We start from the raw sequence: 20,427 nt of genomic DNA, 5'->3' as shown, positions 1-20,427 counted from the left end.
AACAAAGATAATAAGGACCTATATTATGAAAACATTGATCAAAATCAAACCAAAAGATTACAAAGTAGGCGATATTGTAAAAATCGACTTTATGGCGATGCACCCGATGGAAACCGGTATGCGTAAAAACAAAGATACGGGTGTGTTGATCCCTGCTGAGTACATCGATGAAGTTAAATTTTCTTTTAACGACACACTGATTACGAAAATGGTGATTTGGGAATCGCTCTCGGTTAACCCTTTGATGTCTATCAGTTTCAAAGTGCCGGGTGCGGGAACACTCAAAGTGGTTGCGAAAGACAACAAAGGGCAAAGTGTCGAGACGACCAGTGCCATTACTCCAAAAGGATAAATCATGCGTACGTTATCAATCACGACGGCATTGGTGTGTTTAGCACTTTTGAGTTCAGTCAATGCGGAAGAGAAACTCAGTATGTCGGATGCGGATAAAGCGATGTATGCGGAACTACTCGAAAACAATCCGGCAGAGATGGAAGTGGGAGAGGGCGAAGCGCTTTTTAACTCTTTGATCGGAACTGCTGCTTATGCCAAAATGTTGGGTGTCAAAGAGAAAGATTTGCCGAAAATGATTGCAGGGTTTCCTCGTTATGTTGAACCGGCGAAAAAAGTTATAACCTTGTCTCAATCGCTTCAAATGGCATTGGCGGATCAGGGTAAACCTGTTTCTAAATTGGAAAGTCCTGAAATAGTTAAAATGACGGCATATGTCAAATCGTTGGCAAATACCCAGAAAACCTCTATCGATGTGAAAGCAAACGCGCATATGAAAGAGATGATGAAACTTGGTCAAGAGGTGTTTGAAGAGCGTCGAGGCGGTCGTGGTCTCTCATGTAACAACTGTCACAGTGCCGATATCGTAGGGCAACGTCTTCGTATGCAACCGCTCCCTGATTTGGGTGCAAAAGAGACAGCGGCGGCGGGAACATGGCCGGCATATCGTATGACACAGGGACAAATGGTAACGTTGGATAAGCGTATGCAACAATGTATGGAAAATGCCCTTTTAGCGAAAATCCCTCTCGGATCACGTGAAATGGTTGCGCTAGAAGTGTATGTCACTAACAAAACCAAAGGCAATGCGATCCAAATCCCCGGTTTGAAACGTTAAGGGGGAAGTTATGGATTTATCACGAAGAGACTTTTTCCATATTGCTGCCGCTCTTGGGATCGGATTACCGGCTGTTGCTTCTGCAGCGGCAGGTCCTAAGCGGATTGACGAAGTGGGATTAAAAGATATTTACAGCTTCAACGCGAAAGGGAATGTGACGTTGTTGCATATCTGTGATATGCACGCCCATATTAAACCACTCTACTGGCGTGAACCATCGACATTGATCTCGGCTCCGAATTTGACGGGGACACCGGGATTTTTGTGCGGTGAGTCGTTTTTGAAACATTACGGGATGCAGGGTAAAACCTTGGATGCCTATTTCGATACGTTTATGAATTTCGACTCTCTTGCCCATAAATTCGGAAAAATGGGGGGAATTTCACACATGAAAACCCTCATCAACCATGTCAAAAAAGAGCGTGGTGCCGATAACGTATTGCTCCTTGACTCAGGGGATACGTGGCAGGGGACGGGCGTTGCCCTTAAAACGACCGGTGAAGCGATCGTAAAAGCCCAAAATTACCTCGGTGTAGACGTTATGGTCGGTCACTGGGAATTTACCTACGGTAAAAAACGGGTCAAAGAACTCATCGAGATGTTGAACGCAAAATTTATCGCTCAAAATGTTATCGGCGATGATTCATTTGCCGATGATTTTGAAGAGTCGATTTTTGAACCTTACACGATTATGGAACGCGGCGGAGCGAAGATCGGTATTATCGGTCAAGCGTTTCCGTTTACCTCTACGGCGAACCCGAAAGAGTTTACCCAAGGGTGGAGTTTCGGTTTACGTTTAGATACCCTCCAAACGTATGTGGATAAACTCCGCAAAGAGGAAAAAGTGGACTGTGTCGTTGTCCTCTCCCATGATGGTTTCAGTGTTGACCAAGAGGTTGCTCGTCAAGTCAAAGGGATCGATTTCATCCTCAGCGGACACACCCATGATCCTTCACCGCGACCGAGCGTTATTAACGGTACGGTAATCATTATCGCGGGAAGCCACGGTAAATATGTGGGACGGCTTGACATCGATATCCAAAACCATAAGGTTAAAGGGTATGAGTACAAACTCATCCCTGTAGCCTCCAACCTAATCCCTGCCGATCCTGAGGGTGAAGCGTTGGTCAAAGAGCTGTACTCACCGTATGATTCCGAGCTTTCAGAAGTGTTGGGGATTACGAAAAATACGTTGTTTAAACGTGATACATTCCATTCAACGTTCGATCAGTTGATCAATGATTCGATTATTGATGCGATGGATTCGGATATTTCGTTTACCCCAGGATATCGTTGGGGAACCACGGTTTTAGAGGGTGATTCGATCACGATGGATCACGTCTATGATATGACGGCGATCACCTATCCGAACGTCTATACGTTCGAGCTAACGGGAATGCATATCCGCACCCTTCTTGAAGATATTGCGGATAACGTCTTTAATGCGAATCCTCTCTATCAACAAGGGGGCGATATGAGTCGTCTCGGCGGTGTGACCTATGAGATTCGTGTCGGTGCCGCCAGCGGTAAGCGTATTACCAACATCTTAGTTGGGGGGAAACCTCTGAGTGATTCGAAAGTGTACAAAGTCTCTTCATGGGGCGGTAATTTGCAAAATGCGGGTAGTAATCTTAAAGATTCTCTAACCCGTCCGGTGTATGATATTACATCCGTGTATATTCGCCGTCAGAAAAATGTGAACATCAGCGGTAACAGCAATGTCCGTATCATGGATTATGACTGCGGATGTCCGAAAAAAGGTGCGAAAGGGTGCTAACCACTCTTTTGACAATCGATTAAACTTAAGGAGTTAGGAATGAAATTAGTAAAACTTAGTATGGTAGCAGCTGCTACTTGTTTATTAGCAACGTCGGCGTATGCTCTCAAAACGGAAGATCGTAACCTAAAAGCAAACGGTCAGGTTGAATACTTGAAAGCACCGGGTGCCGTAAACTCTATTGGTGAGATGTTTACTGAGGGTGAAGTGTATGGACGTATGCGATCCAATATGTTTTGGTGGGATTGGGAAAATGAATATCACGTTGCTGGCGGTACTGCTGATAATAATGTATGGGGTATCGGCGGTAGTTTAGTCTATAAAACAGGTTTTTATAATGGGCTAGGTGCTACAGTTGGTTTTTACGGGACAACACCTTTATCTAATGAAAATCTTGTGCCAGGAACAACGAGTAACTCAGGTAAAGCAGGTAAAGATGCCTATCGTACGAGTATTGATGGAAAAGAAAGTGGAATCGGAGTTTTCGCTGAAGCCTATGGAGAGTACAAAGCGGGTAAAACCAATGTAAAAGTAGGTCGCCAAGGTATAGACAGTATTATGCTCGCAACAAATGATACGAAAATGATTCCAAATACCTTTGAAGCGGCAATGATCGAAAACAAAGATCTTCCAAGTACAACGGTTCGTGCTGGATATATAATGGCTCAAAAACTACGTGATCACCAAACATTCCATAGTATTTTGGCATATGATAGTGGTACAAGTGGATCAAGTAAAGTGGATAAAATTTATCAGAATGATGATTCAGGTGTTCACAAAGGATTGAGTGTGAAAAATATTCGTGCATTGCGCGAAGATGCGAATCCTGAGATGGTATTGGCTATAGTTGAGAATAAATCAATACCTAATTTGAAACTCGATGCAGAATATGTTAGTATTGATGGATATTTTTCAACGGTGGTTGCAGAGGCCAATTATCAAATTGCTGTAGGCAATGGTTGGACATTGACTCCGGGTCTCCGTTATCTTCGACAAATGGATGATGGCGCAGGTAAGATCGGAGGCGCTTCATTAAATGGAAAAACGGCTACAAACGCTAATGGCGGAAATCTTACTGCACGTAATTCATATACAAACCCTTCAAGTGTAGATGGGAATATCTGGATGGGGCGTTTAGTATTGGCTAACGGTCCTCTATCATTGATGGCAGGATATTCTGATGTTGCTGATAAAGCCGATATCATCGCTCCATGGCGCGGTTTTCCGACAGGTGGATATACTCGTGATATGGCGCAGTTAAACTGGATTGCCAATACACAATCATGGATGGTTAAAGCCGATTATAATTTCGATAAAGCAGGAGTTGTTCCGGGACTTATCGGCGCACTATCATACGCTGATATGGATTTCGATGATAAAAAAATGTTAGCAGTTGCATCTGATTTAAGTGATCGTTCAATCATACATTTAGATTTGATTCAAACATTTAAAACATTGCCGAATATGGAGTTCAAATTACGTTTTGCGGCTATTGATGCTGAAGCATCTACAAAAACAAGTCCAACTTTAGTTGTAAACGGCGAGTCATACAACGAATACCGTTTCGAAGTTAACTACCTCTTCTAAAGGCTGAATGATGAAAACGTTGTTGGGAACTTTATTATTAACCGTAACAAGTTTGAGTGCATTTGATTACGCACTCAAACCGGTACGTGTAACTCCGGATGTTCACTGTTTTTTTGGCAAACCGGAGATTATGGATAAAACCAACAACGGCAATATCGTAAACAGTTGTTATATCGATGCAGGTGAGGGGTACGTTGTCGTCGATACCGGTCCCTCGTATGCGTATGCAGAGTCTGCGTACAAAGAGATGAAAAAAATCAAATCCCTTCCGGTTAAACTCGTTATTAACACCCATATCCATGATGATCATTGGCTGGGAAACGGATTTTTTACCCAAAGCGGAGTTAGTGTTGTGGGTTCGGATGACTTTTTGCATAATGTTAATGTGCAGGAAGCGACACGAATGCAAAATACTATCTCTCCCGCGGCATACAAGGGTACGGTATCGACACTTCCCACAGAGATTATTTCGGAAACTACCCGTAAAAAGGTTGGGAATCAGGATATTGAACTCAAAATCATCCCCCGCACGGCACATAGCACCAAAGATTTGGTCGTATATCTACCAAAATCGGGCGTATTGTTTGCCGGTGATTTGGTCTTTAACGACCGTCTCCCCTCAGTAAAAGGGGGTAACATAAACGGCTGGATCACCACTCTCGAAGAGCTTGAATCGATGGGAGCACTACATATAATCGGCGGGCATGGACGTAATACCGAGAAAAACAGCTCTAAAATGACCCATGAATATCTTACCCAAATGCGTTCCGAGATCCGTTTGGCGATAGACTCGGGGTTAGGGATTGATGAGACGATCAAAAAAGTTCAGATGGCAGAGTACCGAAAAATCAAACTTTACGATTCGATGCAAAGCGGCAATGTGGAAGCATCGTATCGAGTTTTAGAATGGGAGTAATGATGAAACGATTCGTTTTACTAGCGACTCTCTTTTCGACTTTAGCATTCGGTGATGTCCGTTTCGCACAGCCTGAACCATCTATCGAAAAGCCTCGTGAAGTGGTCATGGGGATTAGTCATGGGGATGATGAATCGATTCATCACGGTCTCAGTACGGCAAACAATGTTCTGAAATTTTACGGACCGGAGAAGATCCATTTGCGGATTGTTGCCTACTACCACGGTATCCGCACATTGCTCAAAAGTGAAAAAGAGATTGCGGTGCGGGTTCGAGCCTTGCAGCAATACGGTGTTGAGTTTGTCGCCTGCGGCAACACGATGGAGACCAAAAAGATCACTCCCGATCAACTGATCGATGATGTCGAGATCGTCAGTGCGGGAATCGCCGAAGTGATCGAACGTGCCACAGAGGGCGCATTTTACATTCAACCTTAGGAGTTAAACCATGAAAATTCTTCTCATGACAATCTTGACGGGATTTTTATCCCTTTTTGGCGGTGATCTTCATCTTTTCAGTGTTCCCAATGCAGATGGTAAATACAATGCTTCTGTTATTGAAAAAGCGCTTGAGTCGAATGGCTTTGTCATTTCCTCTAACAGTGAAATGAACGGTCCGTTTATGAAACAATTCGGTCAAAGCGATTTTACTCAATTCAATCTCTTGACGGCATATCATAAAGTTCATGCAGAGTCATTGGTAAAAGCTCATCCTGATGCGGGAATTTTTGTCCCGATGGGATTTGGTATTTATCAACGCAGTGGTGAAAAAGAGCTTCACGTATCTATTCTTACTGCCGATGCGATGACAAAAATCGCCGGCTTTAAAGCTAAAGAGTTCGCATTGATCGAAAAAGAGGCGCTCTCATCTCTCAAAAAAGCGTTACCGAATGCGAAAGTCACAATGAGCGAAACATCACTTCCTGCCGAGGGTAAACTACTCAGCCGTTATGTGAAAGCAAGCACTGCTGAGAGTTGGAAAAGTGACAAAGAAGAGACCGAGATGATGATCGAAGACGGTTTGAAACCTGCCGGTTTTGTAATGTCCAACTTTACCGACTATAACTTTGCTCTCGGCGAAAAGAGCCCGTTCGATTTTTACGATACGTATTCGATCTGTAAACTCAAAGTGATCTATACGGTAGCCAAAACCCGTCCTGAAGCAGCAGCATTTGCACCGTGTACGTTGATGGTGTATAAGAAAAAAGATGCGAACGAAATCGTGATGGGATTCCCGGGAGTATATAACTGGATGAGCAGTGCACGTGTCAATGATGCTGAGGCTAAAGTGGTTCTAGTGCAGGCGCAAAAAGATTTTCAGGCCGTTCTGCAAAGTACGGTTGAATAAAATAAATCGTCATTTAACTTTTTCTTAAAGTTAATCCTCTTATACTGAGCAACAGCGAGGTATAAGATGCTTAAAACCCTTTTTACTATCTTTTTTACACTGAATATTCTTTTTGTTTCTTCCTGGGGGCAATCTGAGTCAAATGGCAAACCAACTGCTGTTATCGGTGTTATGGCATTTCGCTCGAAAGTCGATACCCTCAAAGAGTGGCAGCCCTTAGCCGACTATCTGAGCGCAAAAATATCGACACACCATTTTTCTATACGCCCTTTAACCTATTCCGAGTTCAATGAAGCAGCCGCATCCGATGAACTTGATTTCATGTTTACCAATCCTGAACACTATATTTATCTCTCTGCCAAATATGAAGCAAGCCGTATGGCAACACTGATTCGTGCTAACATCGGCGGAAAAGAGTTGACACAATTCGGGGGGGTGATTATCGCTCGTTCCGATCGTAAAGATATTCAAAACCTAAACGATTTACGGGGCAAAAATATTGCCGCCGTCGATGAGCTCTCTTTGGGAGGATATTTAGCACAGCGGGTATTGTTGCAAGAGAACGGAATTGATATAACCAAAGAATCGGAGATTCAATTCACTGATATGCCTCATGACAAAGTTGTCTATATTGTTGAGAGCGGTTCGGCGGATGCTGGGTTTATCCGTACCGGTGTGTTGGAAAAAATGGTAAAAGAAGGAAAAATAGATCGTAAAGATTTCAAGATTATCCATCAGATGGGTAAATTTTCTCAAGTAATTTCAACTGTGCTTTATCCGGAATGGCCGTTTGCTTCATCTAAAAAAACGAATCGACATTTAGCCAATAAGGTAGCGGTTGCTTTGCTAAATTTACCGTATGGCTCTGAGATAACAAAAACAGCAGGGTATTATGGATGGAATATACCCTTGTCATATGAGGAAATTCGGATGATGATGCAAACATTGCGAATCAAACCGTATGACACGGTTCCTCCGTTTTCTTTGAGCGATGTTATCCAACGCTACGCATTTTATATTATTCTAGTGTTAAGTGCCGTGATCGCTTTGTTGATTTATTTTACTACCAATATGAGACGTTTGGCGAATCGGCTACGTTTTAAATCCGAGTCACTTGAAAATCAGATCACAGTTGTTCAGGAGCATGAAAAATCTCTACGCCGCGCCGCCGGTGTTTTTCATAACTCCCGAGAAGGGATTGTGATCACCGATCCGAACAAAATAATTATTGAAGTAAATGAAGCATTTTGTGAATTAACAGGTTACAGGAGAGAAGAATCGATAGGACAAAAGCCGCTTATACTGCGTTCAGGGAAACACGAAAAGGAGTTCTACGATCAACTCGATGAAGCGATAAATGTTGGAAAATCTTGGCGCGGAGAGATATGGAATAAGAAAAAAAACGGTGAGCTGTATGCGGAGTTTTTACGCATAGATGCGGTGCGTGGCAATAATGGTGAAGTGGAAAACTATATCGGTATTTTCAGCGACATAACCGAGCACAAACAACGCCAAGAACAGCTCCACCACATGGCGAATTATGATCCGCTGACTAATCTCCCTAATCGTCACCTATTTATGACGTTGGCGGAACAAATCTTGTCTTTTTCAAAACGGAAAAATTCGAAAGCGGTTGTCTCATTTCTCGATTTGGACGGATTTAAAAATGTGAATGATATGCATGGTCATGATGTCGGTGACAATGTTTTGAGACAAGTCTCCCATCGTCTTGAAAAAGAGCTCCGCCAGAGTGATGCGATTGCTCGGATAGGAGGGGATGAATTTGTGATCATTTTCTGTGATATTAACTCGGTGAATGACGTTCAGCCCCTTTTTGAGCGAATACTAAAAGCGTTAAAGGAGCCTTTTGTGGTCAATGAACATTTAATGACTATCGGTGTAAGCATTGGGGCGGCATTTTATCCCGATCACGGGGAAGAGATCGAGATTCTTGTTCGTCATGCCGATGCGGCAATGTACCATTCCAAAGAGAACGGACGAAACCAAGTAACCTACTTCGATCAAGAAAAAATGGGGAGAGACGTGTTATAATCTCCATATTTCCGCCTGAACATAGGCACTTGTAGAGTATTTATGCCTTTATCCCTGATTGAGTCTTCACACCATATTGTTCTAATCGCCCATACCAATCCTGATGCTGATTCACTGGGTGCGGCATGTGCGTTTTACTCCTATTTACTGCGAAACCAAAAAAAAATCACCCTTTTTTGTGCTTCTGAAGCACTCAATCCAAATCTAGCCTTTTTGCCGTGGTTTGATAAACTCACCCACCGATTCCCCTCGGATGCGGATTGCATGATTAGCTTTGATTGCGGCAGTTACGCTCGTTTAGGGATTGAAAAAGAGCTTCCTCTTATAAATATCGATCATCACGCTAGCAATGATTTTTACGGTACCCATAATATTGTCAACACTTCCGCGATCAGTACGACCGAAGTTGTTTATGAGTATTTTGTTGCCAACAGTATAAAAATCAATGGTAAAATAGCGACGGCACTTTATGCGGGATTACTCGATGATTCGAGATGTTTCAGTGCGAGTGAATGCAATGCCAAAACCTTTGCGATGGCACACGCGTTGAACGAGTTAGGTGCTGATCACGCGCTATGCAGTGAGTGGCTTTTTGGGCGTCATTCCCTAGCATCGCTCCGAATAAGAGGAGAACTCCTTAAGCAAATGAAGCTTATCGGTGAGGGACGACTTGCATTGTTTGAGGTTCCCTTATCATTATTGGAAGAGAGCGGGGCGAGTGTAGCTGAGTGTAAAACAGTGTTAGATGAGGCTCTGGGGATGCGATGTGTCCAAGCCGCACTGATGGTGATCGAACGCACTAATGGGGAGAGAAAGCTCTCTTTGCGAACAAATGGAGTGATTGATGCGTCAAATATCATGGCACCTTTCGGCGGTGGCGGGCATCTAAAACGTGCCGGTACAATTTTACGAGAAGAAAATCAGAGTGAGCTTGTCAAAGATTTGATAACCATGATAAAAAAGGAGTTGGTGTGAGAAGAGGCCGAAACAATTCGGGAATAATTGGATGGATAATAGTAGTAGCGGTGTTAAGCGCGTTTGGATTTATGGCATTTTCGCCTCTTTTTGAGAGAGATGAGCCGAAAGTGACACTATCTCAAGAGGGGTATTGGAATTTTAGAGATCCTATCCATGTAAACGTAGAAGATGCAAGCGGATTAAAATCATTTAAGGCGACCCTTTCAACACCGCATGATGAGTGGTTGGTAAGTGATCAAAACACGCTATCAAAAGTCACTAAACAATCTTTTGATATCCTCCCTCCAAAAGGGGTTCGACGCGTTGAAGCGACATCGGTTCTCCTTAAAATCGAAGCAACGGATAACAGTTTATGGGGCCTTTTCATGGGGAATACCTATAAACAAGAGATCACGTTGGTGATCGATCAGCGTCAACCGATCTTGTCTATCATTGCAAACTCCTATAAAATCCAAAAGGGGGGCTCCGCGATTGTTATTTTTAGAGCGGAAGATCCTAATATGGATAGTTTGAAAATTCAGACCAATTTCGGAAAAACATTTCTTGCTCAGCCGTTCATCAAAAAAGGGTATTATGCTTCACTAGTGGCTTGGCCTGTTCAAGAAGCGAGTTTCAGTGCAACAGTTATTGCACGTGATAAAGCAGGGAATGAAGTAAAAAGTGCTATTCCCCTTCGTTTAAAAGATCATGTTTATAGGGTGTCTAATATTGAGCTAAGTGATGCATTTTTAGATGGAAAAATTGCGGAACTTGCCAATACATATGAGCAAACGGCGGGGGTAGATGATCGATTGCAACAATTTGGGACCATCAATGAAAAAGTACGTAGTGATAATGAGAAAATTATCCACGATATCACCTCGAAAGTCTCTAATACATTGGTTGCTGATTTCCAACCTGCCCCTTTTTATCCTTTGGTTAACGGTCAGAAAGTAGCTGATTTTGGAGATCACCGCATCTACAGTTACAAAGGAAAAGAGAACCTTTCTAATGCGTACCACATGGGGTTGGATTTAGCGAGTATCCACATGGGAGTGATCACGTCATCCAATGGGGGAAAAGTAGTATTTGCTCAGAATAATGGCATTTACGGGAATCTGCCGATTATCGACCACGGTTTCGGGCTGTATACCCTTTATGGGCACTGTTCTGAACTGAACGTTCAAGAGGGCGACACGATTGTAGGTGGCCAGCAGATCGCTAAAACCGGACTGAGCGGTTATGCAATGGGAGACCATCTCCATTTCGGTATTTTAGTACAGGGGATCGAAGTTCGTCCTGAAGAGTGGATGGATAGCAAATGGATCAGTGACAACATTAGCAGTGTTATTGATAACGCTAAAGTTATCATTAACCAACGCTGAAACACGGTATAATTCTTTATATTTAAGAGCGAGGGAAACACCCGATATGATGCAAACAACGATTGGTAAAAGTGTCGAACTCGTAGGGATCGGTTTGCACCGAGGTTCTCCCGTAAAGCTACGAATTGAACCCTTAGGTGCCAACAGCGGTATCGTTTTTTATCGGAGTGATGTGGGTGTGTCAATCCCTCTTATCCCAGCCAATGTCGTTGATACCAAAATGGCAACGGTCATCGGGCGCGAGGGGGTTACTATCTCGACCATTGAGCATATGCTCTCGGCTATTTACGCTTACGGTATCGATAATCTTCGTGTGATTGTTGATGCGGATGAGGTTCCGGTGATGGACGGCTCATCTATGAGCTTTTGTATGCTCCTCGAAGAAGCAGGTGTTGTTCCTCAAGATACCCCTAAAAAAATCATGCGAATTAAAAAAGAGGTGATTGTACAAGAGGGGGATAAGTATGTGAAACTGATCCCATCCAATGATATGAATTACGATTTTACGATCAAATTCTCTCACCCCGTCATCGATAAGCAAAGCTATGTTTTAGCATTTACCAAAGAGAACTACAAAAAAGAGATTGCCCGTGCACGAACCTTCGGGTTTGTTCACGAAGTGCAGTATCTTCGTTCCAAAGGGCTTGCGCTCGGGGGAAGTTTGGAAAATGCGGTAGTATTGGATGATAAAAAAGTCCTCAATCCCGAGGGGCTCCGTTTCGGGGATGAATTCGTCCGTCATAAAATTCTCGATGCAATCGGGGATATGTCATTGATCGGCATGAACTTTATCGGCAACTATGAAGCGTTCGCGGGGAGCCATGATCTCAACCATAAATTGACATTGGAACTTCTCAAAGATCCTGCCAATTATGAGATCGTCGAACTAGCAACTGCAGAGTCCAAAGAGTTGGCAAAAGCGTATGCATGACGCCCTTGTCATTGCACTAAGCTCCCCCATCCTTGTCGGTATTTACAAAGAGGGTACTCTCGTCGAAGAGATACGTTCCGAGGGGATGAGCTCGGATGTGTTGGCAGAGATTTTTGAATCATTGTTGAAACGTTATACGTTTGAACATTTTATATACGCCAAAGGGCCGGGAAGTTTTATGGGGATCAAGGTCACCTATTTATTCCTCAAAACCCTCAGTATTACGAAAAAAATTCCCCTTTTAGCAACGGATGCGTTCTTTTTTAACCAAAATAGCCCCATCAAAGCAGTAGGAAAGCTCTATTTTGTTAAAAATAGCTTTAAGATTGAGTTAGAACCGATACTCTCTCCTGAGATTATCGCCTTTGAACTCCCAAAAACTATCGATTTAGAAAAATTTGATTCGGACAATTTCCCCTATTATGGGATTGATGCCGTAGGATAAGGAAGCCGTTTGTTTGTTAGTGTACCTGCAACAAGTGCAAATTTAGGACCGGGATTTGACTCATTGGGTCTTGCCGTCGATTTACGTAACCAAGTCGAATTGGTACCGTCACGATTTTTTGCTGTTTCTATCAAAGGGGAGGGGGAAAATAATCCCCGCCTCAAAGGGAACAATCTGTTCGTCTCTATTTTCAACGAACATTATCGTCGTCTCACCCAAAAGCGCCAAAATTTCAAATTTACCTTTTACAACCAAATCCCGATGTCACGGGGTTTGGGGAGCTCTTCTGCCGTTATCGTTAGCGCCATCAGCTGTGCGCATGAAGCTGCAGGGGTGAAAGTTTCCAAACGCCGTATCCTCAATCATGCGTTGGTGTATGAATCTCATCCCGACAACATTACACCTGCGGTCATGGGTGGATTTAATTCGGCGATGGTGGAGAAACAAAAAGTGTTCTCCCAGCAAAAACATCTCCCAGACTACCTCAAAGCGGTCGTCGTTATCCCCAACAAACCGATCTCAACAGCTAAATCACGCACGACCCTCCCTAAATCGTACAGTAAAGAGAACGCCGTTTTCAACCTCTCTCATACGGCGGTGACGGTTGGAGCCTTTTTTAATGAGGATTGGGAGATGCTCCGTCTTGCAACCCAAGATCGGTTCCATCAAAAAGTGCGGATGAAAATGTTGCCCGAACTCTTTGCCGTTCAGAAAATGGCGTACGATAACGGGGCGCTGATGTCAACCCTCTCAGGTAGCGGCTCGACCTTCTTTAACATGGTGTATGACCAAGATGCTCAGATGCTTGCCGATAAATTTAAATCTGAATTCACCGATTTTGAGATCAAAATTTTGGGGTTTGACAACGACGGTTTAGTTGTCGAACGATAACTAAGAAAGTATTGGATATAATGGCGCAAAAGTTACATCAGCCTATCCGCATGTGCGTGGTATGTCGTGAGCGCTTTGCTCAAGTAGCACTTTTACGCCTTCAATGTCGTAGTGGGGTCTTAGAACCTTATGCGAATGCAGGGAGAAGTTTTTATATGTGTCGATCATGTGTTGACCATAAGAAAACTCCGGGTCAGTTGTCCCGTCACTGTAAAAGCGGCGCTAGCGTAGAGCTGATGAATCGGTTAAAGGAGATCATCGTTAATGATGGATAAAGTTAGAGTTCATGAAATTGCCAAGGAACTTGGTATCAATTCGAAAGAGGTAGTAGACAAAGCAGCTGCGATGGGGCTAAATGTGAAAACTGCCTCAAGTTCGGTTTCGATCGAAGAAGCTGAGCAAATCATGAACTACATCATGAGCGGGGCGTCTACTGAAGCCTCAGCGCCCAAGTCTTCCCCAAAAACTGCCCCTGTTGAAGTGGCGGCTGTTGCCACTGCTGTTGTAGAAGAGAGTGTCCAAACTCCGGTTGCAATTGTAGAAGCAAAAGAAGAGAATTCGGTAGAAGCTCCAGTTGAGCTAGAAGTCCCTAAGCGTTCAGGACTAAAAATCGTTAAGAAAAAACGTCCTCAAGAAGAAGAGTTCGTTGCTCCGGTTCGTCATGAAAATACCCATGTTTCTAGTTACGGAAAACTCAGTGAGCAAGCTCAACGTGAATTGGAAGCTAAACGAGCGAAAAAAACACAAAATAGCAGTTCACCGGTACAGAAAAAAGATCAAGGGGTTCGCCTTGATATTTTCGGCGGCGGAATTTCTGATGTCTCTATGGACTATGAGCAAGATCAAGTCGTTTTGATGGACTTCAACGATTTAGGTGCTAATTTGCCACCGGAAGAAGAGCAAAAACCGAAAGAGAAAAAACCGATCGGTCGTAACGCGGGTAAAAAACAGGGTGCTAATCGTGGTAAACCGCGTCAAGTATCTCGTGAAGCACGTAAACGTTATGTTAAAGACTCAAAAGAAGACGAAGTTATCACTCACGTTGAAATCGCTGAAGATGTTCGTGTCTATGAGTTTGCCGAAAAAGTAGGTCAGACTATCTCTGCGGTTATTAAAGTCCTTTTTGACCTCGGAATGATGGTGACTAAAAATGACTTCCTCGGAAAAGATGAGATTGAAATCTTGGCGAGTGAGTTCGGTGTTGAAGTAACCACTATCGATCCGAAAGATGCCTTTAATCTTGAGACTGCATACGATGAAGAGCACGAAGACAGTGAGGGTGCCGTTGAGCGTCCTCCGGTTATCACGATCATGGGTCACGTTGATCATGGTAAAACCTCTCTCCTTGATGCAATCCGTAATGCAAAAGTAGCTCACGGCGAAGCGGGTGGAATCACTCAGCACATCGGTGCCTATTCAGTAGAGCAAAAAGGTAAATTGATCACGTTCTTGGATACTCCGGGGCATGAAGCGTTTAGTGCGATGCGTTCACGCGGTGCACAACTTACCGATATTATCGTTATCGTTGTTGCGGCGGATGATGGGGTTAAACCTCAAACTCGTGAGTCAGTGCAACACGCTAAAGATGCAAAAGTTCCGGTTATCGTTGCGGTGAACAAAATGGACAAACCGGGTGCTAATCCCGATATGGTTAAAGCACAAATGGCAGAACTCGGACTTAACCCTACTGAGTGGGGCGGAGATGTCGAGTTCGTCGGCGTATCGGCTAAAGCAATGACAGGAATCGATGAGCTTTTAGAAGCGATCTTGCTCCAATCGGAAGTAATGGAACTCAAAGCAAACCCTGATGTTATGGCAAAAGCGGTTGTCGTTGAGTCTACATTGGAAAAAGGTCGTGGACCGGTTGCTACCGTTATCGTTCAAAACGGAACCTTGCGCGTCGGTGATAACATCGTGTGCGGTGGTGCTTATGGACGTGTTCGTGCACTCATTAGTGATCGTAAAGCACAGCTTCAACAGATCGGACCGAGTCAAACCGCTGTTGTTGTCGGTTTGAGTGATGTTCCGCCATCAGGTGAAGTGATGATGGTGATGGAGAGTGATCGTGAAGCGCGTGAAGTAGCACAAAAACGTGCTGAGTATGATCGTCACCGTGAGCTCTCATTGAGTACCAAAGCGTCATTTGATGATTTGACCTCGTTGATCGCTGAGGGCCGTATTAAAGCCCTTAAAGTGGTTCTTAAAACCGACGTTCACGGATCTCTTGAAGCGATTAAATCGGCGCTTGCAGAGTTACGTAACGAAGAGGTAAAAGTTGAAGTAATCTCCAGCGGTGTTGGTGGAATTACCGAAAATGACATTGCCTTGGTCAACAACAGTGAAAACTGCGCCCTACTCGGATTTAACGTACGTCCTACGGGTAATGTTAATGCTATGGCAAAACAAATGGGTGTAGAGATTAAAACCTACTCTATCATTTATCAGTTGATCGACGATGTTAAATTGTTGCTCGGTGGTATGATGGCACCGCAATTTAGAGAAGAGAACACCGGACAAGCCGAAGTTCGTGATACATTCCCTATGCCTAAAGGTGCAGGAACTATCGCAGGATGTGTGGTTGTTGACGGTAAACTCATACGTGGCGGAATGGTTCGCGTTATCCGTGAGGGTGTCGTTATCCATGAGGGTGATCTTACATCACTCCGACGTTTCAAAGACGATGTCAAAGAGGTTGGTAAAGGGATGGATTGTGGTGTTGTTCTCAACGGCTACACCGATGTCAAAGTGGGTGACGTTATCGAAACCTTCAAAAAAATCGAGACTAAAGTATCCCTGTGACTCCGGCACAAATAAAAATCAAGCGAACAGAATCAATTCTCAAAGAGTTGATTCCCGAAGCGATCAGCCAACTCTCCGATGCGCGTGTGCGTGAAGTGGATGTAATCGATGTCCATTGTTCCCGCGGACGAAGCGATGCAAAAGTCTATCTTGATCCTCATCACTACACTCCGCAAGAACAAGCTGTCTTTTTGAAACTGCTTGAAAAAGCGCGCCCGATTATCGAAGAGCATTGTATGAAAGATCAAGGGTGGTTTCGTAGCCCCCGTATGACTTTCGTGTTTGATGATACCCTCAAACGAAGTCAAAATATCGAGGCGTTGTTCGCCAAAATCGCCAAGGAGAAAAAAGATGAGTCTTGAATCTGACATCAAAAAAATGGTTGAATCTATCGGCTTGTCTCTCTACGATACTGCTGTACTTAATGAAAATGAGAACACAATTTTTCGTGTTAGTGTTACCGCGCCAGGTGGAGTAACGCTCAATCAATGTGCTGAACTCACCCATCTTATCAATCCATTATTAGACGTTACCTCTCCTGTAAGCGGTGAATACCGACTCGAAGTAAGCTCACCCGGTATTGAGCGTCGTCTCAAAACACTAGAGCACTTTATTCAATCAGTGGGTGAAAAAGTTGCTTTGAGTACCATTTCTAAAGAGAAATATGAGGGTGAAATGATCGGTGTCGAAAACGATGAGATCATTTTAATGACCAAAGAGAACGGTGAGCAAAAAATCCCTTTCCGCTCGATCAGCAAGGCTAAAACCTACTTCGAGTGGTAATGAAAACCACCGCACTTCATGCTATGAAACTCGCGCTCGAAGCAGCGTGGGAGTATCAACTTCTCACTTTCCCTAATCCTGCCGTCGGTGCAGCGTGTATTTCTTCGGATGGTTCAATCCTCTCTCTCGGTGTGCATAAAATCGCGGGTGGTCCCCACGCCGAAGTTTATGCACTGCGGGATGCCTATACGATTTTCTCAGGTGATAGCACTATTGAACTGAGCAATGATTCCCATGCTATACACGATTACCTCAGAACCCATCACAACGGCATTTTTAAAACGATTTCTATGGCGGTGACTCTAGAACCATGTGCTCATAGTGGAAAAACCCCATCCTGCGCATTACTCATCCGAGATCTGGGAGTTAAAGAGCTTTTTATCGCCTGCAAAGATCCCAACCCTGACGCGGCAGGCGGTGGCGAGATAGTGAGTGCCTCAGGTATCCAATGCACTTTTGGCATAATGGAATCCAAGGGGCAAAAACTATTAGAGCCGTTTATCCAGTGGCAAACCAACCCATTTGTATTTTTTAAATGGGCACAGCGACTTGACGGGACGATTGATAACGGAACGATCAGCTCAGAGAGCTCACGCGAGCATGTTCATGCTCTTCGTAACAAATGTGATTTGATCGTGATCGGGGGAAATACGGTGAGATCTGATCGCCCGACGCTCGATGCACGACTGGTCAACGGTAAAGCTCCTGATGTACTCATCTATACCCAGATGGGTGAATTTGATACCACCATCCCACTCTTTAATGTCCCTAACCGTAAAGTTTTTATCGCTTCCGATTTGGAGCGGATCAAAGAGTATCGACTGGTGATGATCGAAGGGGGTGCAGAGATGTTTAGAGCAACCCGTGATGTGAGTGATTGGTATCTAAGTTACATTGCACCCAAAATCGGCGGAGGATCGCAGAGTCTTGGAGTCATACAAGAGGATTTTGAGGTACTGCACGCTAAAATCACCGATAATATTATCCTTTGGATGAAAAAGAAGTAGGAATTTTTATGACCAAACAAGAAAAAATCGTCTCGATGTTCAACGATATCGCCCCAACGTATGACCGTGCCAATCGGGTACTTAGTATGGGTGTCGATACCTTTTGGCGTCGCAAAGCATGCGATTTGGCGTTTGGTTATTGCTCTACTAAAACTATCGATTCGATTGTCGATGTTGCGTGCGGTACGGGTGACATGATGGGATACTGGAAACGTCGTGCCGATAAAGCGGGCATCGCTGTGGCTGAAATCGTCGGGGTTGATCCTAGTGAGGGGATGGTCGGTGTCGGGCGCGAGAAATTTCCGACGATGTCATTTCACATTGCACCTGCAACCGAGCTTCCAAAACCAGAAACTTCTGCTGATATCATCAGTATCTCTTACGGCATCCGCAACGTCGTCGAACGCCAAGCGGGATTGCGCGAATTTAACCGTGTCTTAAAAGCGGGCGGATTGGTGGTTATCCTCGAATTTATGAAAAATGAAAATCCCTCTATGCTCGGAAAAGTACGTGATTGGTACATGAACAATGTCCTTCCACGTATCGGTGGTTTGATCTCCAACAACTACGAAGCGTACCGCTATCTCCCCGATTCTATCGAAGGCTTTTTAACGGTCGCCAAGATGAAAGCAGAACTCGAAGAGGCAGGATTTGAGATGCTTTATACCAAAAGCTTTTCGATGGATATCTCTACATTGATGATTGCCCGTAAAAAGTAATAGTGTGGCTTCTACTCTCAGTGTTAGTAGTCTTAACGAACAGATCAAGACCCTTTTAGAGACCTCTTTTGAATTTGTCAGCGTCGAGGGAGAACTTTCACGCGTCACCAAACACGGCAGTGGACACATCTACTTTACTCTCAAAGACAACGATTCCGCGATCAAATGTGTCATGTTCAAGGGCAACGCCGCACGCTTGAAATTCTCTCTCGAAGAGGGGGCGCATATCATCTTGCACGGGGCACTCAGCCTCTACAAACCGCGCGGCGAATATCAGATCAACGCATTCAGTGCCGAACCCTACGGTGCGGGGGCGTTAGCAGTCGCATTTGAGCAACTCAAACAAAAGTTAGAATCAAAAGGGTACTTCGACCCGACCCGTAAAAAAAACTTTCCTAAATTCCCCCAAACGATTGTTTTAGTCACCTCTGCGACGGGGGCGGCATTGCAAGATATGCAGCGCGTCGCCTCACATCGATGGCCGTTGGTCAAACTGATTGTATTGGATGTATTGGTTCAAGGCTCTAGTGCAGCGGGACAGATCGCTGATGCTTTGCGTTATGCCGATAAGCTGAATGCGGATGCGGTCGTTGTCGGACGGGGCGGTGGAAGCATCGAAGATTTATGGGTGTTTAATGAAGAGATTGTAGCCGATGCACTTTTTGCGATGAACACTCCCGTTATGTCGGCGGTAGGACATGAGATCGACTGGGTAATCAGCGACTACGTGTGCGATGTGCGCGCACCGACACCGAGTGCCGCGATGCAGATGCTTCTTCCCGATCAAAACGAGCTCTCTCAAAGTATCGATGAGATTCGTACCCGTGCATTTGGGATGATTACTCAACGTTTGGAGCGTAAACGTGAACAGCTCCTCTCGATGCAAGAGGCGTTTAAACGCCATGGAGTAGAACATCGTTTAGAGGTACAAAGCGAGCTGGTCAAAGAGCTGCGAGAGCGTTTAAATCGACAGATGACACAACGCTTAGATCAAAGTCGACGGGAGATTACTCCGTTGATGGAGCGATTAACGCAGAGCATCGAATCAACATTGCGCCAAAAGCAGTTTATGATTACACAGCTCACTGAAGGGTTTAATACCAATCATCCCAAAAATAAAAACAAAAGCGGATTTGCGCAGATTGCCCGCGAGGGGAAAGTTATCGATTTGGATGTGTTGAGCGTTGGGGATCGGTTTGAGGCTATGAACGAGCGGAGAATTGTCCGCTCGGAAGTAGTAGAGATCGTTTCGATTTAATCGTTATTGTAACGATACAGGCGGAAAGTACATGTGAGCCAAACTGGCTCCCTCTGCGGCGAACCGTTTGAAAAACTTATCCATTGGGTCTTCTTTGTTCCAAACCGGATCTTTTACTTTGCTCAGTGTTTCGACCCGTTTTTTTACATCGTATTCGACGCCGATGCTATCGACTAAGCCTACTTTTTGAGCTTGGGCGGCGGTGAAGATATGGGCATCCGCATACTCACTACTACGGTTTGCGTCAAGTTTTCGCGCACGTGCGACATCGGTGACAAACATCGTATAGGTGCCGTTGATCACTTTGTCGAGTTCAGCGCGTTCAACATCACTCCACTCACGATCAAATGTCCCCACTTGTTTATAGGTTCCGGCATGAACGGTTTGGGTTTTTACCCCCACTTTTTCCATGAGTCCTGAAACGTCGGCTCCTTGCATAATAAC

Annotated in this window: 21 protein-coding genes; 20 read left to right on the top strand and 1 reads right to left on the bottom strand. The window is 44.4% G+C overall.

From position 1 onward, the window contains the following. From soxZ to xseA, 20 genes are all read left to right on the top strand, one after another. Positions 1 to 352: thiosulfate oxidation carrier complex protein SoxZ (gene soxZ, locus JZU62_RS08720; RefSeq protein ID WP_365956676.1), on the top strand; the 352-nt coding region annotated here is incomplete at its 5' end. A gap of 3 nt (positions 353 to 355) precedes the next feature. After that, a complete protein-coding gene (gene soxA, locus JZU62_RS08715; RefSeq protein WP_295013894.1) occupies positions 356 to 1,129 on the top strand; it encodes a sulfur oxidation c-type cytochrome SoxA in 774 nt (257 codons plus the stop codon). A 10-nt stretch (positions 1,130 to 1,139) separates the two neighbouring features. Then, entirely contained in the window at positions 1,140 to 2,906 is a 1,767-nt protein-coding gene (gene soxB, locus JZU62_RS08710) for a thiosulfohydrolase SoxB (RefSeq protein WP_295013893.1), read from the top strand. Between the two features lie 39 nt (positions 2,907 to 2,945). After that, positions 2,946 to 4,493, top strand: a complete 1,548-nt coding sequence (locus JZU62_RS08705) for an OprD family outer membrane porin (RefSeq protein ID WP_295013891.1) — start codon at positions 2,946 to 2,948, stop codon at positions 4,491 to 4,493. Between the two features lie 10 nt (positions 4,494 to 4,503). Next, positions 4,504 to 5,409 (top strand): MBL fold metallo-hydrolase, encoded by a 906-nt coding sequence (locus JZU62_RS08700; RefSeq protein WP_295013889.1) that lies wholly within the window; start codon positions 4,504 to 4,506, stop codon positions 5,407 to 5,409. Between the two features lie 2 nt (positions 5,410 to 5,411). Beyond that, positions 5,412 to 5,846 (top strand): DsrE family protein, encoded by a 435-nt coding sequence (locus JZU62_RS08695; protein WP_295013887.1) that lies wholly within the window; start codon positions 5,412 to 5,414, stop codon positions 5,844 to 5,846. 10 nt (positions 5,847 to 5,856) lie between these two features. Continuing rightward, positions 5,857 to 6,756 carry a DUF302 domain-containing protein gene (locus JZU62_RS08690; protein WP_295013885.1) on the top strand — a complete coding sequence of 300 codons (900 nt, stop codon included), beginning with the start codon at positions 5,857 to 5,859 and terminating at the stop codon, positions 6,754 to 6,756. 66 nt (positions 6,757 to 6,822) lie between these two features. Further along, the gene (locus tag JZU62_RS08685; protein ID WP_295013883.1) at positions 6,823 to 8,808 is read left to right on the top strand and encodes a PhnD/SsuA/transferrin family substrate-binding protein; all 1,986 of its coding nucleotides are present in this window, start codon (positions 6,823 to 6,825) and stop codon (positions 8,806 to 8,808) included. Positions 8,809 to 8,850: 42 nt separating this feature from the next. Continuing rightward, the gene (locus JZU62_RS08680) at positions 8,851 to 9,783 is read left to right on the top strand and encodes a bifunctional oligoribonuclease/PAP phosphatase NrnA (RefSeq protein ID WP_295013881.1); all 933 of its coding nucleotides are present in this window, start codon (positions 8,851 to 8,853) and stop codon (positions 9,781 to 9,783) included. After that, the gene (locus tag JZU62_RS08675) at positions 9,780 to 11,150 is read left to right on the top strand and encodes a M23 family metallopeptidase (protein ID WP_295013879.1); all 1,371 of its coding nucleotides are present in this window, start codon (positions 9,780 to 9,782) and stop codon (positions 11,148 to 11,150) included. Before JZU62_RS08680 ends, JZU62_RS08675 begins: the two co-directional genes overlap by 4 nt. Positions 11,151 to 11,196: 46 nt before the next feature. Continuing rightward, entirely contained in the window at positions 11,197 to 12,081 is an 885-nt protein-coding gene (gene lpxC / locus JZU62_RS08670; RefSeq protein ID WP_295013877.1) for a UDP-3-O-acyl-N-acetylglucosamine deacetylase, read from the top strand. Continuing rightward, complete coding sequence (locus JZU62_RS08665; RefSeq protein ID WP_295013875.1) at positions 12,074 to 12,526, top strand: hypothetical protein; 453 nt, start codon at positions 12,074 to 12,076, stop codon at positions 12,524 to 12,526. Before lpxC ends, JZU62_RS08665 begins: the two co-directional genes overlap by 8 nt. A gap of 9 nt (positions 12,527 to 12,535) precedes the next feature. Continuing rightward, positions 12,536 to 13,417 (top strand): homoserine kinase, encoded by an 882-nt coding sequence (thrB, locus tag JZU62_RS08660; protein WP_295013873.1) that lies wholly within the window; start codon positions 12,536 to 12,538, stop codon positions 13,415 to 13,417. 20 nt (positions 13,418 to 13,437) lie between these two features. Further along, a complete protein-coding gene (locus JZU62_RS08655) occupies positions 13,438 to 13,692 on the top strand; it encodes a DUF448 domain-containing protein (RefSeq protein WP_365956671.1) in 255 nt (84 codons plus the stop codon). Next, a complete protein-coding gene (infB, locus tag JZU62_RS08650) occupies positions 13,685 to 16,216 on the top strand; it encodes a translation initiation factor IF-2 (protein WP_295013897.1) in 2,532 nt (843 codons plus the stop codon). Before JZU62_RS08655 ends, infB begins: the two co-directional genes overlap by 8 nt. After that, positions 16,213 to 16,578 (top strand): 30S ribosome-binding factor RbfA, encoded by a 366-nt coding sequence (rbfA, locus tag JZU62_RS08645; RefSeq protein ID WP_295013871.1) that lies wholly within the window; start codon positions 16,213 to 16,215, stop codon positions 16,576 to 16,578. Before infB ends, rbfA begins: the two co-directional genes overlap by 4 nt. Further along, a complete protein-coding gene (locus JZU62_RS08640) occupies positions 16,568 to 16,999 on the top strand; it encodes a ribosome maturation factor RimP (protein ID WP_295013869.1) in 432 nt (143 codons plus the stop codon). Before rbfA ends, JZU62_RS08640 begins: the two co-directional genes overlap by 11 nt. After that, a complete protein-coding gene (gene ribD / locus JZU62_RS08635; RefSeq protein ID WP_295013867.1) occupies positions 16,999 to 18,006 on the top strand; it encodes a bifunctional diaminohydroxyphosphoribosylaminopyrimidine deaminase/5-amino-6-(5-phosphoribosylamino)uracil reductase RibD in 1,008 nt (335 codons plus the stop codon). The genes JZU62_RS08640 and ribD overlap by 1 nt, the downstream gene beginning before the upstream one ends. 8 nt (positions 18,007 to 18,014) lie before the next feature. Further along, positions 18,015 to 18,725 carry a bifunctional demethylmenaquinone methyltransferase/2-methoxy-6-polyprenyl-1,4-benzoquinol methylase UbiE gene (gene ubiE / locus JZU62_RS08630; protein WP_295013865.1) on the top strand — a complete coding sequence of 237 codons (711 nt, stop codon included), beginning with the start codon at positions 18,015 to 18,017 and terminating at the stop codon, positions 18,723 to 18,725. A 4-nt stretch (positions 18,726 to 18,729) separates the two neighbouring features. Beyond that, positions 18,730 to 19,983, top strand: a complete 1,254-nt coding sequence (gene xseA, locus JZU62_RS08625; RefSeq protein ID WP_295013863.1) for an exodeoxyribonuclease VII large subunit — start codon at positions 18,730 to 18,732, stop codon at positions 19,981 to 19,983. Between the two features lie 3 nt (positions 19,984 to 19,986). On the opposite strand, the gene JZU62_RS08620 is transcribed toward xseA, so the two are convergent. Next, a partial coding sequence (locus tag JZU62_RS08620; RefSeq protein ID WP_295013861.1) for a S49 family peptidase occupies positions 19,987 to 20,427 on the bottom strand: 441 nt, incomplete at its 5' end.

The organism is Sulfuricurvum sp. (genome assembly GCF_019163035.1).
Taxonomy (GTDB): Bacteria; Campylobacterota; Campylobacteria; order Campylobacterales; family Sulfurimonadaceae; genus Sulfuricurvum.
Note: the sequence above shows the minus strand (reverse complement) of the source record. Positions and strands in the feature narration are given on the sequence as shown.